18 protein-coding genes and 1 other RNA gene are annotated in these 14856 nt (G+C 59.2%); 8 read left to right on the plus strand and 11 right to left on the minus strand.

The window, feature by feature from the left end; all coding sequences use genetic code 11:
- Positions 1-12: 12 nt before the first annotated feature.
- From BMZ36_RS02940 to rpoE, 3 genes are read right to left on the minus strand one after another with little or no spacing between them, the layout of a single operon-like run.
- Positions 13-936 carry a MucB/RseB C-terminal domain-containing protein gene (locus tag BMZ36_RS02940; protein WP_245747761.1) on the minus strand — a complete coding sequence of 308 codons (924 nt, stop codon included), beginning with the start codon at positions 934-936 and terminating at the stop codon, positions 13-15.
- Positions 937-959: 23 nt separating this feature from the next.
- Positions 960-1421, minus strand: a complete 462-nt coding sequence (locus BMZ36_RS02945) for a sigma-E factor negative regulatory protein (protein WP_143085955.1) — start codon at positions 1419-1421, stop codon at positions 960-962.
- An 11-nt stretch (positions 1422-1432) separates the two neighbouring features.
- Positions 1433-2041: an RNA polymerase sigma factor RpoE gene (gene rpoE, locus BMZ36_RS02950; protein WP_245747762.1), complete on the minus strand. Its 609-nt coding sequence runs from the start codon at positions 2039-2041 to the stop codon at positions 1433-1435.
- A 188-nt stretch (positions 2042-2229) separates the two neighbouring features.
- On the opposite strand from rpoE, the gene nadB reads away from it, so the two are divergent.
- The 3 genes from nadB to BMZ36_RS02965 are packed head-to-tail and all read left to right on the plus strand — an operon-like array spanning position 2230 to position 5584.
- Complete coding sequence (gene nadB, locus BMZ36_RS02955; RefSeq protein ID WP_091191198.1) at positions 2230-3816, plus strand: L-aspartate oxidase; 1587 nt, start codon at positions 2230-2232, stop codon at positions 3814-3816.
- The gene (locus BMZ36_RS02960; RefSeq protein ID WP_091191200.1) at positions 3813-4802 is read left to right on the plus strand and encodes a FecCD family ABC transporter permease; all 990 of its coding nucleotides are present in this window, start codon (positions 3813-3815) and stop codon (positions 4800-4802) included. Before nadB ends, BMZ36_RS02960 begins: the two co-directional genes overlap by 4 nt.
- Positions 4802-5584 (plus strand): heme ABC transporter ATP-binding protein, encoded by a 783-nt coding sequence (locus tag BMZ36_RS02965; RefSeq protein WP_091191203.1) that lies wholly within the window; start codon positions 4802-4804, stop codon positions 5582-5584. Before BMZ36_RS02960 ends, BMZ36_RS02965 begins: the two co-directional genes overlap by 1 nt.
- Positions 5585-5840: 256 nt before the next feature.
- Here BMZ36_RS02965 and dapB read toward each other — a convergent pair whose 3' ends face one another.
- Both dapB and BMZ36_RS02975 read right to left on the minus strand, forming a co-directional pair.
- Complete coding sequence (gene dapB / locus BMZ36_RS02970; RefSeq protein ID WP_177187754.1) at positions 5841-6641, minus strand: 4-hydroxy-tetrahydrodipicolinate reductase; 801 nt, start codon at positions 6639-6641, stop codon at positions 5841-5843.
- 11 nt (positions 6642-6652) lie between these two features.
- The gene (locus BMZ36_RS02975; protein WP_091191204.1) at positions 6653-7081 is read right to left on the minus strand and encodes an outer membrane protein assembly factor BamE; all 429 of its coding nucleotides are present in this window, start codon (positions 7079-7081) and stop codon (positions 6653-6655) included.
- A gap of 107 nt (positions 7082-7188) precedes the next feature.
- On the opposite strand from BMZ36_RS02975, the gene fur reads away from it, so the two are divergent.
- The 3 genes from fur to BMZ36_RS02990 all read left to right on the plus strand — a co-directional run bounded on the left by fur (position 7189) and on the right by BMZ36_RS02990 (position 9335).
- The gene (gene fur / locus BMZ36_RS02980; protein WP_091191206.1) at positions 7189-7602 is read left to right on the plus strand and encodes a ferric iron uptake transcriptional regulator; all 414 of its coding nucleotides are present in this window, start codon (positions 7189-7191) and stop codon (positions 7600-7602) included.
- Positions 7603-7657: 55 nt separating this feature from the next.
- A complete protein-coding gene (aat, locus tag BMZ36_RS02985; RefSeq protein WP_091191207.1) occupies positions 7658-8374 on the plus strand; it encodes a leucyl/phenylalanyl-tRNA--protein transferase in 717 nt (238 codons plus the stop codon).
- A gap of 229 nt (positions 8375-8603) precedes the next feature.
- Positions 8604-9335: an arginyltransferase gene (locus BMZ36_RS02990; RefSeq protein WP_091191208.1), complete on the plus strand. Its 732-nt coding sequence runs from the start codon at positions 8604-8606 to the stop codon at positions 9333-9335.
- Between the two features lie 59 nt (positions 9336-9394).
- On the opposite strand, the gene BMZ36_RS02995 is transcribed toward BMZ36_RS02990, so the two are convergent.
- The 5 genes from BMZ36_RS02995 to BMZ36_RS03015 form a co-directional block, all read right to left on the minus strand.
- Positions 9395-9826: a DUF3617 domain-containing protein gene (locus tag BMZ36_RS02995; protein WP_177187755.1), complete on the minus strand. Its 432-nt coding sequence runs from the start codon at positions 9824-9826 to the stop codon at positions 9395-9397.
- A gap of 67 nt (positions 9827-9893) precedes the next feature.
- The gene (locus BMZ36_RS03000; RefSeq protein WP_091191212.1) at positions 9894-10664 is read right to left on the minus strand and encodes an exodeoxyribonuclease III; all 771 of its coding nucleotides are present in this window, start codon (positions 10662-10664) and stop codon (positions 9894-9896) included.
- A complete protein-coding gene (locus tag BMZ36_RS03005; RefSeq protein ID WP_091191214.1) occupies positions 10661-11608 on the minus strand; it encodes a Nudix family hydrolase in 948 nt (315 codons plus the stop codon). The genes BMZ36_RS03000 and BMZ36_RS03005 overlap by 4 nt, the downstream gene beginning before the upstream one ends.
- 132 nt (positions 11609-11740) lie before the next feature.
- Positions 11741-12529, minus strand: a complete 789-nt coding sequence (locus tag BMZ36_RS03010; RefSeq protein WP_091191216.1) for a peptidylprolyl isomerase — start codon at positions 12527-12529, stop codon at positions 11741-11743.
- A 145-nt stretch (positions 12530-12674) separates the two neighbouring features.
- Positions 12675-13232, minus strand: a complete 558-nt coding sequence (locus tag BMZ36_RS03015; RefSeq protein ID WP_091191218.1) for a septation protein A — start codon at positions 13230-13232, stop codon at positions 12675-12677.
- Between BMZ36_RS03015 and BMZ36_RS14780 the strand changes: the two genes are divergently transcribed.
- The gene (locus tag BMZ36_RS14780; RefSeq protein ID WP_281242178.1) at positions 13231-13359 is read left to right on the plus strand and encodes a hypothetical protein; all 129 of its coding nucleotides are present in this window, start codon (positions 13231-13233) and stop codon (positions 13357-13359) included. The genes BMZ36_RS03015 and BMZ36_RS14780 overlap by 2 nt on opposite strands.
- A gap of 63 nt (positions 13360-13422) precedes the next feature.
- Here the strand turns inward: BMZ36_RS14780 and ffs are convergent.
- Positions 13423-13520, minus strand: an RNA gene (ffs, locus tag BMZ36_RS03020) — signal recognition particle sRNA small type.
- Between the two features lie 219 nt (positions 13521-13739).
- Here ffs and prfB point away from each other — a divergent pair.
- Positions 13740-14843 carry a peptide chain release factor 2 gene (gene prfB, locus BMZ36_RS03025; protein ID WP_091191219.1) on the plus strand — a complete coding sequence of 368 codons (1104 nt, stop codon included), beginning with the start codon at positions 13740-13742 and terminating at the stop codon, positions 14841-14843.
- The last annotated feature ends 13 nt before the right edge of the window (positions 14844-14856 follow it).

The following is a 14856-nucleotide window of genomic DNA, read 5'->3' on the forward strand; positions in this document are numbered from 1 at the left end:
CAAAAATCCAGGTTATTGTTTGAAGGTTCTGACGAACAATTCCAGCGTTTCATGCGGCACCTCGCCTACGGCCGTGACGTGCACGCTCCCCCACTGGCGGGAATGAACATTGAGCGCACCCTGCCGACCCGAACCGTCAGGCAGGTTGGGGCGGCCTTCCTCGGCAAAAACCGATACGGACACCACACCGTCGGAATACACCTGATGCAAAACCGGGCGGGTGCGTTTCACCATGGGGCGCAACACCTGTCTGACCAGCTTGAAACCATGTGGCACCGCCTTGCTGTCCTGACGCCCCCAAGCTGGCAACGAATCAATGCCCCCCAGGCGGCTTGCATTGAGAGGCTTCACAGGATTGACCGGTTTCAGTTGTCCGCGGTCGATCTGCCCACCCAGTTGCAGCTGGGAAAAGGCAAACAGGTCATAGAGTTCACGCCGGTAGCCGGTCGTCGAGGCCTTGAGCAGAAGCCCCGACCCGGTATGCATCCACAATCGATGAGGGAAGCGCAGGGTATCGCGCGGAAGCAGGTCATAAACCTCGACCTCGTGCCCGGCTACGCGCTCGCGTCCGGCCTGATGAAGGGTATAGTTTTCCAGCACAAAGGTCGGATCATCCGGCAACAAGGCAGGAAAAAGACGCCCGTCCGGCTGCGTTTCGAACGCGCCACCACCCTGAACGAACAGGCTCACCTTGTCGCCCTGGCGCACCATTTCACGCACCGGACCATCCAGGGAATCGCGCCGTTCGTTGACCAGCCCATTTTCGACGACATGGCAAACACGGATCGTTTCCAGCGAGTCGCCGTACTGCTGGACATACACGCCATGAAAAGACACCTGTTTCGGGGCCTGCGCCATGCGCTGCAGCAGCCTGACGGCTTGCTGGTCAGGCAGGCGCCCCGCAGCCATGGCCGTACCGGCCAGCCATACCAGCATCAAAGCAAAAAAACCGCGAGATCTCATCGCTGCCCTGCCACCTGGAATTGCGCCTTCTGCACGCCGCGCTCGACGAAGGGGTTGCCTTCGCTTTGCCGGTGTGCGGCCAGATAGTCATGCAAGACGGCCTCGGTTTCTGCGGCCATCTGGTTGGCCGTGACTGGCTCGATCGACCCGCCGTAATACTGCCACACGGCAATACCGACAAATGCGACGGAAGCCGCCACCGTCACGGGCACGGCCAAACGGCGCAGTACTCGGATACGCCGGGGCGCAATGACAACCGGCTCGGCTTCGAGACGTCGGGAAAAACGCTCGACAAAACCAGCCTGCGCCACGCCCTCGCCCTTCAATATGTCCCTGCCAGCCTGCCACGACGCCCACTCCTGCAACAGCGTCCTGTCCTGCCGCAACGAAACCAGTACTTCCTCGACCTCGCGAGGATCAAGTTCGCCATCCATCAACGCAGAGAGTTTTTCTTTCATGTCTTTTCCGTTCACCAGCGTTTGTCTGTGCCCACATGGTCCAGAAGCGGCCTCAATCTTGCGGCAATCGCTTCACGAGCCCGAAAAATCCGCGAACGCACCGTTCCGATCGGACAATTCATGATCGCGGCAATATCCTCATAACTCAGCCCCTCCAGCTCCCGCAGGGTAATGGCCACCCGCAACTCATCCGGCAGGGATTCGACCACTTCGTTAACCGTAGTGACAATCTGGCGGTTGGAGAGTTCCGTTTCGGGTGTATGGTAGTCGGGCATCTGCTCCGAAATATCCACCGATTCTTCATCCCCTTGCTGCTCTGCGGCTAGCTGCGGGCGCCGTCCACGGGTTGCCAGATAATTCTTGGCCGTATTGATGGCGATGCGGTACAGCCATGTATAAAAGGCACTTTCTCCACGGAAAGCGGGCAGCGCCCGATAGGCACGGATAAAGGTCTCCTGCGCCACATCGTCAATCTCGGAAGCATCGCGCACCAGCCGGGACAGCAGCCTTTCAACCCGCCGCTGATACTTGACGACCAGAAGCTCGAACGCGCGCTTGTCTCCGGACTGCGCCCGCAGGACAAGTTCCTGATCGATATCGCGTTGCGTACGCGTTTCCAAACAGCGTCTCCAATAAAAAATTACCCGGTTAAAAATTTGGGCTGGGGTGGTTTTTGCAAGCAGGGCGAATTGTAACAGGGAGGCACCCCATTCAAGAGAAACCAGAACAATTGCAGCAAAGGCATGGTCGACTGATGAAATAGGCTCTAAACTGCGGCGATTGTCAGCCAAATCCCAGCGATATATCCATGCAGGCATTCGACGTTCTCATCATCGGCAGCGGCCTTGGCGGAATGACCATGGCCCTGCATCTCGCAGAAACCCGGCGAGTGGCTCTCGTCACCAAGCGCGCACTGGTCGAGGGCAGCAGCCCCTTGGCCCAAGGCGGCATCGCAGCGGCACTGAGCGAATCGGACGCTATCGAATCGCACATCCGGGATACCGCGATTGCCGGCGCCGGTCTGTGCGACATGGAGGCCACCCGTTTCATCGTCGAGCATTCGCGCGCCGCGATCGACTGGCTGATCGACATGGGTGTCCCGTTCACGCGCACCACCGACAATGAGGCCAGCTACCACGGCTTCCACCTGACCCGCGAAGGGGGGCACAGCCAGCGCCGCATCATCCACGCTGCCGATGCCACGGGCAGCGCCGTGATCGAAACGCTGGCCGCCAAGATCGCAGCGCACCCCAACATCACCGTACTGGAAGACCACGTCGCGCTGGATCTCATCACCGACCACAAGCTCGGCCGCGAGGGCTCGAACTGCTGGGGTGCCTACGTTTACGACAAGCAGGCCGACCGCGTGCACACGATCCTGGCTCCGTTCACCGTACTGGCCACGGGCGGCGCGGGCAAGGTCTACCTCTACACAACCAACCCGGACGTTTCCACCGGCGACGGCATCGCCATGGGCTGGCGTGCCGGTTGCCGGGTTAGCAACATGGAGTTCATCCAGTTCCATCCAACCTGCCTTTACCACCCGCACGCCAAATCCTTCCTGATCTCGGAAGCGGTGCGCGGCGAAGGCGGCATCCTGAAACTGCCCGACGGCACGCGCTTCATGCCGGAACACGACGAACGCGCCGAGCTCGCGCCGCGCGACATCGTGGCCCGCGCCATCGACTTCGAGATGAAGAAAGGCGGTTTCGACTGCGTCTACCTGGACATCTCGCACAAGTCTCCGGATTTCGTGAAAGAACATTTCCCCAACATTTATCAGCGCTGCCTGGAACTGGGCATCGACATCACCCGCGAACCGATTCCGGTCGTCCCGGCCGCCCACTACACCTGCGGCGGGCTCGTCACCGATCAGGCCGGACAAACCGATGTCGGCAACCTCTACGCGGTGGGCGAAGTCGCCTGCACCGGCCTGCACGGCGCCAACCGCATGGCGTCCAACTCCTTGCTGGAATGCCTGGTTCTCGGAAAATCCGCAGCGGAGCACATTCTTGCCGACACCGTACAAACCTTGCCGCAGGTACCGGAATGGGACGAAAGCCAGGTCACCGACCCGGACGAGGAAGTGGTGATCTCGCACAACTGGGACGAACTGCGCCGCTTCATGTGGGATTACGTCGGCATCGTGCGCACCAACAAGCGCCTGGAGCGTGCACTGCATCGCATCCACCTGCTGCAGGCCGAAGTGCATGAGTATTACAGCAACTTCCGCGTTTCCAACGATTTGATCGAGTTGCGCAACCTGGTTCTGACCGCGGAACTGATCGTGCACTCGGCCATGCTGCGCCACGAAAGCCGCGGCCTGCATTTCAGCCGCGACTATCCCGGACTTGCCGCCACGCCGGTCAACACGATCCTGACACCTTCTGCATGAGCCTGCTCGCTGCTTCGCGCCGCCCGTGGGCGCTGGCAACCCTGCTGCTGTTGCTGGCGTCGTGCGGCATTGCATCGCTCTTCAGCGGCGCAATCGACATTCCGCCCCGCGTATTGCTGATGTACAACCTCGGCCCGGAAGACGCACTCTGGCGGCAAATCCTGCTGGACCTGCGCCTGCCGCGCATCCTGCTGGCGGCATTGGGCGGCGGCGCGCTGGCGCTCGCCGGGGCCGCCATGCAGGCGCTGTTCCGCAATCCGCTGGCCGAGCCGGGGCTGACAGGCGTGGTGAGCGGCGCAGCACTGGGCGCAACCCTGGCATTTGCCAGCGGACTGGCGCTCTGGCTGGTCTGGCCAGCCGCCTTCGCCGGTGCGCTCGCCATCGCCTCGCTGGCATGGACGCTGGGGCGGCGCCACGCGGGCAGCGCCGGCCTGCTGCTCGCCGGCATCGCCCTCAACGCTTTGTGCGCCAGCCTGATCGGATTGGTATTCGCCTTCGCCAGCGACCCGCTACTGCGCGACCTGACCTTCTGGAGCATGGGCAGCCTTGCCGCCGCGGAATGGACCACGCTGACGTGGTTCGCGCCGCTGGTTCTCGTAGCTGCGGCATTGATCGGGCGCGAATGGCGCGGGCTCAATGCGCTCTTGCTGGGCGAGCGCGAAGCGCTGCATCTCGGTTTCCGGGTCTCGGCACTCAAGCGGCGACTGTTTGTTCTCACAGCACTGCTGGTCGCCCCGCTGACCGCGCTTTGCGGCGCAATCGGCTTCGTCGGCCTGATCGCACCCCACCTCGCGCGCATGCTGATCGGCGCGCATCACCGCTGGCTGCTGCCTACGGCTTTCTGCTGCGGCGCGCTGTTGCTGGTTCTGGCTGACTGGCTGGCCCGCACCGCACTACCGCCCGCAGAACTGCCGGTCGGTCTCGTGACCAGCCTTCTGGGCGGCCCGTTTTTTCTCTGGCTGCTCGCGAGGGAAGGGAAATCCTGATGTTCAAATTGCAGGACGTACACCTGCGCCGCGGCGCGCAACAAGCCCTGGCCGGGATCGATTTCGAACTGAAGGCTGGCGACATGGTCGGCATCCTCGGCAGCAACGGCGCGGGCAAATCGACCCTGCTATCCATGCTGGCCGGCGAATTGCACCCAGACCAGGGTTCAGCCACGCTCGAAGGCAAACCTCTGGCCAGCTTCGGCCTGAGCGAGCTTGCCCGCCGCCGGGCCATGCTGCCACAAACTCAGGCCGCGCCTTTCGAGCTGACTGTGGAAGAAGTCGTCGGCATGGGTGCCTACCCGTGGCCGGAACGTACCCCGGACGAAGTCGCCGAACTGACGAACCAGGCCCTCGCCGATGCCGATGCAACCTGTCTGCGCGGACGCCTTTGTTCGACCCTGTCCGGAGGAGAAATGCAGCGCGTCCAATTCGCCCGCGTCCTGCTCCAGATCCGCGCCGGCACGGACGATGCAACGCGCTTCCTGCTGCTCGACGAACCCACGGCGCACCTCGACCCGAAGCACCAGCACCAATTGCTCGAATCCGCCCGGCGGCTTGCCTGCGAAGAACGGATCGGCGTCGCGGCGGTGCTGCACGACATCAACCTCGCCGCCCGCTGGTGCAACCGGCTGGCACTGCTCAAACAAGGGCGCCTGGTCGCCGAAGGGCCAACCGCCGAGGCACTGACCCGCGACCATCTGGAAACCACTTTCGGTTGCCCTGCCCTGTTGGTTCCGCATCCGCAGAATTTTGGACAACCGTTCGTCTTGCTGGGCTAACACAAAATCAAATTGACTTGTCACTCGTTGGAATACTGCCTATAAATGAATTACTGCAACCACAGAGGAGTTCTTGATGGGGTGTTTTGCAGTGACGAAGTCCATTGCGGTGAATTGACCGCCTGAACGAGCAATCTCTTGCGAGAAAATAGCACTCTGCACCGGGCCGGTTTCCCGAGCGAAACGGCAGCACACCAGCCGGGCAGAAAAGAAAACGGGGCGCGATTGCGCCCCGTCCGTTTTTGCCTTGCGTAATTCAACGCAAACCCAGCACATCCTGCATGTCGAACAAGCCGTTCTTTTTGTCCTTGAGGAAAGCCGCCGCACGCATGCTGCCACGGGCGTAGATGTTGCGGTTGCTGGCCTTGTGCGTCACCTCGACGCGCTCGCCCATGCCGGCAAACACCACGGTGTGGTCGCCGATCACGTCGCCGCCGCGCAAGGTGGCAAAACCGATGGTGGACGGATCGCGCTCACCGGTCACGCCCTCCCGGCCATACACGGCGCATTCCTTGAGGTCGCGCCCCATGGCGTCGGCCACCACCTCACCCATGCGGATCGCGGTGCCGGACGGCGCATCGACCTTCATGCGATGGTGCATCTCGACGATTTCGACGTCATAACCGGTAGGCAATGCCTTGGCAGCGATCTCCAGCAACTTGAAAACCAGATTCACACCCACGCTCATGTTCTGGGCATAGACGATGGCGATGTCCTGGCTGGCTTGGCGGATGACCTCCTTGCCTTCTGTCTCGAAACCGGTCGTGCCGATGATCATGTTGACACCGTATTCGCGGCATTTCTCGATGTGCGCCAGCGTGCCTTCCGGACGCGTGAAGTCGATCAGGACATCCGCGCCATCCAGCACCGCGAGGTCGGAAGTGATGGACACGCCAGATTCGCGGCCCAGAAAGGCTGCGGCATCCTGCCCCAGCGCGGTGCTTCCCGGACGATCCAGCGCAGCAAAAAGGCTACAGTCTTCGGTATTCAGAGCTGCTTCGATCAGCATGCGGCCCATGCGACCTGAGCTGCCGGCAATGGCAAGCTTGATTATCATGTTTGTTTCCATTATTTGGTTGCAGAGGCTGGCTTCGAGGCAATCGCAGGTATGGAGGCAACTGCGGGCTTGGAGGCAACCGCTGGCTGGCTGGCATTCTTGACATACTCGGGCGCAGGCAGGGTTTCGCCTTCGAAGCGGCTCAGGCGATCGTTCTCGAAGTAGACGGTAAAGGTCTTCTTCTGCTGCAGCTTGCCGTTACGCGCATCGGTATAGATGTAATCCCAGCGGTCGGCATGGAACGGATCGGTCAAAAGTGGGGTACCGATGACGAAACGTACCTGCGCACGCGTCATGCCAATCTTGAGCTTGGCGACCTGATCGGCCGTCACGGCATTCCCTTGGGGGATGTCGAGCTTGTAGGGGGCCACGACGTTGGGGAACGTGCAACCGGCCAGAAGCGTCACTGCCAGCAATTTGAAAATCAGTCTTTTTTTCATTGGAAACCGTTTATAATCCGATGGCCGCGGATGCGCGGCGTACGCAAACGCTATATCATAACCCGATTGCTGCTTTTGTCGCAGCGCCTTTCGATAGACCGTAGACCATGAGCAAAGCTGCCGAACTGAAAGAGATGGGCCTCAAGGCCACCGGCCCGAGGTTGCGCATCCTCAATCTGTTTGAAACCTGCAAGGATCGCCACCTGACCGCGGAAGACGTTTACCGGCTTCTGCTGGCCGAGCAAATCGACATCGGCCTGGCCACGGTTTACCGGGTACTGACCCAGTTCGAACAAGCCGGACTGCTCTCGCGCCATCATTTTGAATCCGGCAAAGCCGTATTCGAGCTCAACCAGGGCGGCCATCACGATCACTTCGTTTGCGTGAAGTGCGGCAAGGTCGAGGAATTCTACGATCCGGAACTCGAAAAACAGCAGGAAGCCATCGCCGCCCGCAATGGTTTCGAGATCCAGGAACACGAACTCTATCTCTACGGCATCTGCAAATCCTGCAAGTCGTGACACTCCGTAGCTTCCGTTTCAACCAGTCAGGCCGGCTCGTCCGGCCTGAATTGTCATGATTCCCTGGCTAGACTCGTTTTCCCTTGATTTTCCTTCGCCGGAACAGGCACTGCATGAGCCCAACGGCCTGTTGGCCGCGGGCGGCGGTCTCGAACCGGAACGCATCCTCGCCGCCTACAGCCAGGGCATCTTTCCCTGGTACATGCCGGACGATCCGATCCTGTGGTGGTCACCCAACCCGCGCATGGTGCTGTTTCCCGACGAATTGCACATTCCCCGCTCGCTGGCCAAAACGCTGCGCAACTGCAGTTACGAAATCCGCTTCGATACGGCCTTTCCGCAGGTGATGACCTGCTGCGCCGCTCCGCGCAAAGGAGCCTCCGGAACATGGATCAGCCAGGCAATGCAGGATGCCTATTGCGACCTGCACCGCATGGGCTACGCCCACTCCGTGGAAACCTGGATCGATGGCGAACTGGCTGGCGGTCTGTATGGCGTTGCGCTCGGCGACGTGTTCTACGGCGAATCCATGTTCGCCCTCAAGCCGGATGCATCGAAAATCGCCTTTGCACGCCTGGTTCCGTGGCTGGCAGGGCACGGCTTCCGCCTGATCGATTGCCAGATGCGGACCGACCATCTCACCCGCTTCGGCGGACGGGAAATCCCGCGCCGCGAATTCTGCACCCTGCTGACGGAATTTGTTGCAGTGCCGCGCACGCCCCGCCTGTGGCACCATGACATCATTCATGGCGGAAGCGGAACACGAACCTAAAAACCTCAGTTGACCGCTTGTTTTTCTTCGGAACCACAGATGAATACCTGGTTTGACCGGTTTTTTACTCCTCACCTTCCAGGAGAGCACGCTACGCACCCGCAAGCGACACTGGCGGGACGTATGGCGTTGTTGCTCCTCGTGGCAGGGAATACCATGCGTCCTCGTCGCGCCTAGCCCTCCGCCCCGCCAGTACCACTTTCGGGCGCGTCCAACTGAGGTTTTTAGGATGAACGATTTTCTATGCGATCAGCCCATACTGATCCGGTTCTACCCCACGGCAACGTACGAATGCAGCTACCTGCCCGGCAGGGATGCGCGCTCGCTGGTCGCCTCGCCCGCTGAAATCATCGACGGCCACGCTTACGGACAACTGATCCAGCACGGCTTCCGGCGCAGCGGGCTTTACGTTTACCGCCCGGCCTGCCACCCCTGCCACGAGTGCGTTCCGGTTCGGCTTGACGTGCAGCAATTCCAGCCTCACCGCAACCAGCGCCGGGCCGTCAAGCGCCATGCCAACCTGACCTCGCATTTGCAGGGGCTGGAATTCGTCGACGAACACTTCGAGCTTTACCGGCGCTACCAGGCTGCCCGTCATGCTGGCGGCGGCATGGATCAGGACGATCGGGAGCAATACGAAAACTTCATCCTCTGCAGCAATGTCACCAGCTTTCTGGTCGAATTCCGCGAGGATGGCAAGCTGAGAATGGTCAGCCTGATCGATCAGATCGAAGACGGGCTGTCATCGGTCTATACGTTCTTCGATCCGGACGTTCCTGCCGCCAGCTACGGCGTCTACAACGTCATATGGCAGGCCGGGCTGGCCCGGCAATTGGGCCTGCCCTGGCTCTATCTTGGCTACTGGATCAGGAATTCCCGGAAAATGGCATACAAGACAACCTACCAACCCTTGCAGGCCTGGCGCGAAGACAACTGGCACCCTTTAACGCCAGATAACTGAAAAACAAAGAGGGCACGCCAATTGGCCTACCCTCTTTTGATGAACATCAACCTCGCTGATTACTTCTTGCAGTTACCCAGGCGCTTCGCCGAGTATTCGGTGGTCATGCGCATGGGCTGGCCATTCTGCACCATGTCCATCTGGCTGGTGCCGCGATAGCTGGTTCTGGAGTAAATGACCTCACCGGTCATGGTCATCTTGTTCTTGCCCGAGCAGACCATCTTGTAGTTGAGCTTGTTGCCGGTCATCCTGCGTTCGACCATATCGCACTTCTGGTCGGACTGCTGATTCTGCGGCACGGTCTTGTCGCCCTTGGCGATGTCTTCCTTGGTAAAGCAGTGCTGCATGGTATGCGCCGGCATCTGCATGGGCATGCCCGGCATGTTTACCTTGCTGGTAATTTCCCACAAGCCTTCGGTCATGTCCGGCTTGTCGGCAGCTAGAGCAATGGCAGGAACGGCAATCAGTGCAGCAACCAGATACGCTTTCATATTTTCATTCTCCATTTGAGCAAGGCACACACTCGGGATTCTGGCAGATTACCGCTATCCGCGAATCTCAATTTTTCAGTGTGGCGACAACCGGCGCATGGTCGGATGGCCGTTCGTGTTTGCGCGTCTGTCGGTCGATTTCACAGCCGGTACAGCTTTGGGCCAGTTCTGGAGACAGCAGGATATGGTCGATGCGCAGACCTGCATTTTTCTGGAAGCTGAAACCGCGATAATCCCACCAGCTGAAGGTTTTTTGCGGTTGCTCGAACAGGCGAAAAGCATCCTGCAACCCGAGTCCGGTCAATGCACGAAATGCCGCGCGTTCTTCGGGCGATACCAGCACCATGCCCTCCCACTTGACTGGATCGTGGACATCACGGTCTTCCGGAGCGATGTTGTAATCGCCCAGCAGCGCCAGCTTGGGGTAACGAACCAGCTCGGCTTTAAGCCATGCGGTCAATGCCGCCAGCCATTCAAGCTTGTAGGCATACTTGTCAGAATCCAGCGACTGCCCGTTGGGGATGTAGGCACAAACCAGCCGCACACCTCCCAGCGTCGCGGCAATCAAACGTTTCTGCTCGTCCACGAACCCCGGAATGTTGACGACCACCTCGCCCAGCGTTTCGCGCGCGATGATCGCGACGCCGTTGTAGGTCTTTTGTCCGACATAGGCCACGCTGAAGCCAGCCTGCTCGAATTCGGCACGGGGGAAATTCCGGTCTTCGAGTTTGGTTTCCTGCAGGCAGAGCGCAGAGACCTCCGGATTGGCCGCCAACCAATCCAGAACCTGTGGCAAACGGACCTTCAGGCTGTTGACGTTCCACGTAGCGATTTTCATGCATTCTCCCAATAAGCGCGCAGCATGGCGATGCCGTGTGCGCCGCATTGCTGCGCGTGCGCCAGATCGTCCAGCCTCATGCCGCCGATGGCGTAAACCGGCATCGGCCAGCCTTGAGCGACCAGCTCCGCAAATTTTTTCCAGCCCAGCGGCGGGGTACCCGGATGGCTGCGAGTCGGCGCCACATGCCCGAGCACGGCATAATCCAGCCCCAGTCGCGCAATATGTTCCAGCTCTTGGGCATGATGGGCCGATGCCCCGACCCAGTCGAGTCCGCGCGGACGCTCATCGAGCGAGGCCAGCATTCGCGTCGGCAAATGAACCCCATCAGCACCCAGTTCACGAGCCAGATCGATGTCGCCGTGCAGGAGAATAGAGCCGCCATGATCCCTGACCAGCGCAAGGACTGCACTGGCAAGCCTCCGGTATTCCGCCCGATCCAGTTGCGGCTCGCGCAGCACCAGACGCAGCGGCGCGCTCTCCAGCCGCGATTGCAGACAACGCAGGAATTCCGCCTCACCCAGCTCGCCCACATTGGAGAAAGCCAGAACCGGAACCTGCGCCAACCCGCGCAAAATGGGGCCATTCGCCGGAAGGATGGGAGACTCATTCAGCTTTCCCGTCCGCTGCCAAGCGAAAGTTTGCCCTTCATGCGGATGGAGTTCGCCTTCCCAGCCGGTTACGCGGAAAAAATGCAGGCGCACAGTGGCATGCGGGTAGGTAAAGGTCTGAACTATCCAAGGGGTCGCCGCCGTTACATGGATCCCCATTTCCTCATGTAACTCGCGCTCCAAGGCGTCGAACGCGCTTTCGCCCTGCTCCAGCTTGCCTCCCGGAAACTCCCAGTATCCGGCATAGACCTTGTCGGCGGGCCGGCTCGCCAGCAGAAAGCTGCCGTCTTTCTGCAACAGCACACCTGCTGCGACATCGACGATTTTTTTCATTGCACGTACCTACCCCGGATATTCATGAAATATCCGGGCTGAAAAACAACATGCGGCCCGCAGGCCGCATGTTTGGGAAATATTGGCTAGCAACGCCCGATTCAGCAAGCACAGCCAACCAAAGAACGGGCTTTATTCAACCTTGGCCTTGGAGCGCAGATCAGCCAGCATTTTCTGCAAAGCCTGGTTCTGCAACTCTTGCTGGATCTCGCCCTTCACTTCCTCGAAGGTCGGTCCCTTGGCTTGGCGAACATCTTCTACCTTGATGATGTGATAGCCGAACTGGGTCTTGACCGGTGCGCTGCTGACCTTGCCCTTGGGCAGGCTCTGCAACGCATCGCCGAATTCCTTCACGAAAGCGGCCGGATTGGCCCAACCCAGATCGCCACCGTTTTCACCACTGGCCTTGTCAACCGACTTGGCCTTGGCCAGAGCATCGAATTTCTTGCCTTTCTTCAGCTCGGCCAGAATGGCCTTGGCTTCGGCTTCGCTGGCAACCAGAATGTGGCGGGCATGGTATTCCTTGCCGGAGAACTGCGGCTTGACCTGTTCTTCATAGAACTTCTTGAGGTCCGCTTCCGGAATCGGATTGTTCTTCACATAGTCGTTGATGTAGGCGCCGAACAGAATTTGCGCCTTGGCCATTTCAAGCTGATTGGTCACTTCCGGCGTCTTGTCCAGGCCTTTCTTGACGGCTTCCTGAACCACGATTTCATTACGAACCAGGTCTTCGCGCACGCGAGCGCGCAGCTCCGGGGTATCTTTGGTCTGGCCGCGAGCAACAACCTGTTTCACCAGAAAATCAACCTTGCTTTCGGGAATGGCGACACCGTTCACCGTTGTAGCCTTGCCGGCCTCAGCAAAGACGAATGCGGACAACAGGGCAGCGGAGAGGGCAAGCGCGATGCGTTTTTTTTGCATGAGAAGTTCCTTTAGGTTACTGCTGCTTGGTCAAATACATCCAGAACCAGATATGCAGGGTTACTGCGAAATAAGTTACGGGAATCTGGCCACAGGCCGATCAGCGCTCATGATAGCAGACTCTTCCTTTTAAGAACCGTCAGGATCAAGGCGTCTTGTCCTGCTCCATGAAGCGGGAGATATAGAAGCTCTGTGCTACGACGAAAACCAGCGTAAGCGCCAGCGTGCCAAACACCTTGAACTTGACCCAAACGTCCTCGCCCAGCATGCCGGCAGTCACGAAATAGACAACAACCAGATTGAGGCACCCCATGACGGCAAAAAACGCGGTCCATGCATGCAGGAGCCTCTTCCAGACCGGCGCCGGCAAAGCAATCTGCTCCTTCATCAATTTTTCGATCAGGTTGATTTTCCTGAACTGCCAGGAGCCGGCAAGCACCAATGAAAACAACCAATAAAGGGCCGTCGGCTTCCAGAAGATGAAGGTCTTGTTGTGAAACAGCAATGTCGCCCCGCCAAAAACCACGATCAAGGCAAAGCTGATCCACAACATGGTATCGATCTTGCGATGCCGCACATAGCTGTAAACAAGCTGAACGACCGTCGCGACTATGGCTGTGGCTGTTGCAACAAAAATGTCACGGGTAATTGAATAAGCACCAAAGAAAAGCAGGACAGGGAAAAGATCGAACAGGAATTTCATGACGGACCAGCTGAAGGGCAATGACAGCGATTATGCAGCGGCAGCAGGCGAAAAAAAAGTCGCGCCAAGGCGCGACCTGAAATTTACCACTGGAGATACACGAAGCATCAGCTTGCGAGGTGAATAGTACCAAAGCGAGAAATGCACGCATTGATCTCGATTAAATATTAATGAAATTAAATCAGGGAGAGGTGGCGAGCCCGACCCCCGGCACTGGCATCAAAGACTGTGGCTGCTTCCTTCCGGACCTGACCAGGTTCATCCTCTAGCCATGCGGGGAGGCCCGCCATGGAGCGCATTCGTTTTGGGGACGAAATGCACAATGAGGGCACTAGTCTACACGGAAGCAAGTACGCGTGTCGACAGTGACAAGCTCTCGCCGGCCCGTTGCATTCGACCGCCAGGCCAAAACCTCCGGACTGAGCCGATCCGACTCTACCCCTGACGCGGCAACGCTTGCTGATATATAATTACGAGTTACGCCCAATTCAACCCGACAGCAGTTACATGGAAGCAGAACAACTCAACCAGATCGAGAACGCGCTCTCAGACCTTGCCAACCGCACCGAAGAGCTGCGCCGTTATCTTGACTACCCCGGCAAACGCGATCGCCTGGAAGAAGTCGTACGCCTGTCCGAATCGCCGGAAATCTGGAACGACCCGAAAAAAGCCCAGGAAATCGGCCGCGAACGCAAATCGTTGGAAGACGTCGTACTGGTGCTCGACCGGGTCGGCACCGAAATCGCCGACGCACTCGAACTGTTCGCCATGGCCAAGGAAGAGGCGGATGTCGACACGCTGACCGCCATCAACGAGGATGTGACTCGCGTGGAAGGCGAAATCAGCGCGCTGGAATTCCGCCGCATGTTCAACAATCCGATGGATTCGAACAACTGCTTCATTGATATCCAGTCCGGCGCAGGCGGCACCGAAGCCCAGGACTGGGCCGGCATGCTGCTGCGCATGTATGTGCGCTATGCCGAACGCAAGGGTTTCAATGTCGAAGTGCTGGAAGAATCCGAAGGCGAAGTTGCCGGCATCACCAGCGCCTCGATCAAGCTGTCCGGCGAATATGCCTACGGGCTCTTGCGCACCGAGACCGGCGTACACCGCCTGGTGCGCGTTTCACCATTCGATTCCAACGCGCGCCGCCACACCTCGTTCTGTTCAGTGTTTGTCTATCCGGAAGTCGACGACAGCATCGAAATCGAGATCAACCCGGCCGATCTGCGCATCGACACCTACCGGGCTTCCGGCGCTGGTGGCCAGCACATCAACAAGACCGACTCCGCGGTGCGTATTACGCACAATCCGTCCGGGATTGTCGTGCAATGCCAGAACGACCGCTCACAGCACAAGAACCGCGATGAAGCGATGAAGATGCTGCGCGCCAAGCTCTACGAAGCCGAACTGCGCAAACGCATGGAGGCGCAGCAAGCGCTTGAGGCTGGCAAATCCGACATTGGTTGGGGCCACCAGATTCGCTCCTACGTGTTCGACCAGAGCCGCATCAAGGATCTGCGCACCAATTACGAAGTCGGCAACCTCAAGGGTGTCATGGATGGCGACCTCGACGGCTTTATCGAAGCCAGCCTGAAACAGGGCGTTTAATCCGTTTTTTCTT

Source organism: Formivibrio citricus (genome assembly GCF_900115065.1).
Lineage (GTDB): Bacteria > Pseudomonadota > Gammaproteobacteria > Burkholderiales > Chitinibacteraceae > Formivibrio > Formivibrio citricus.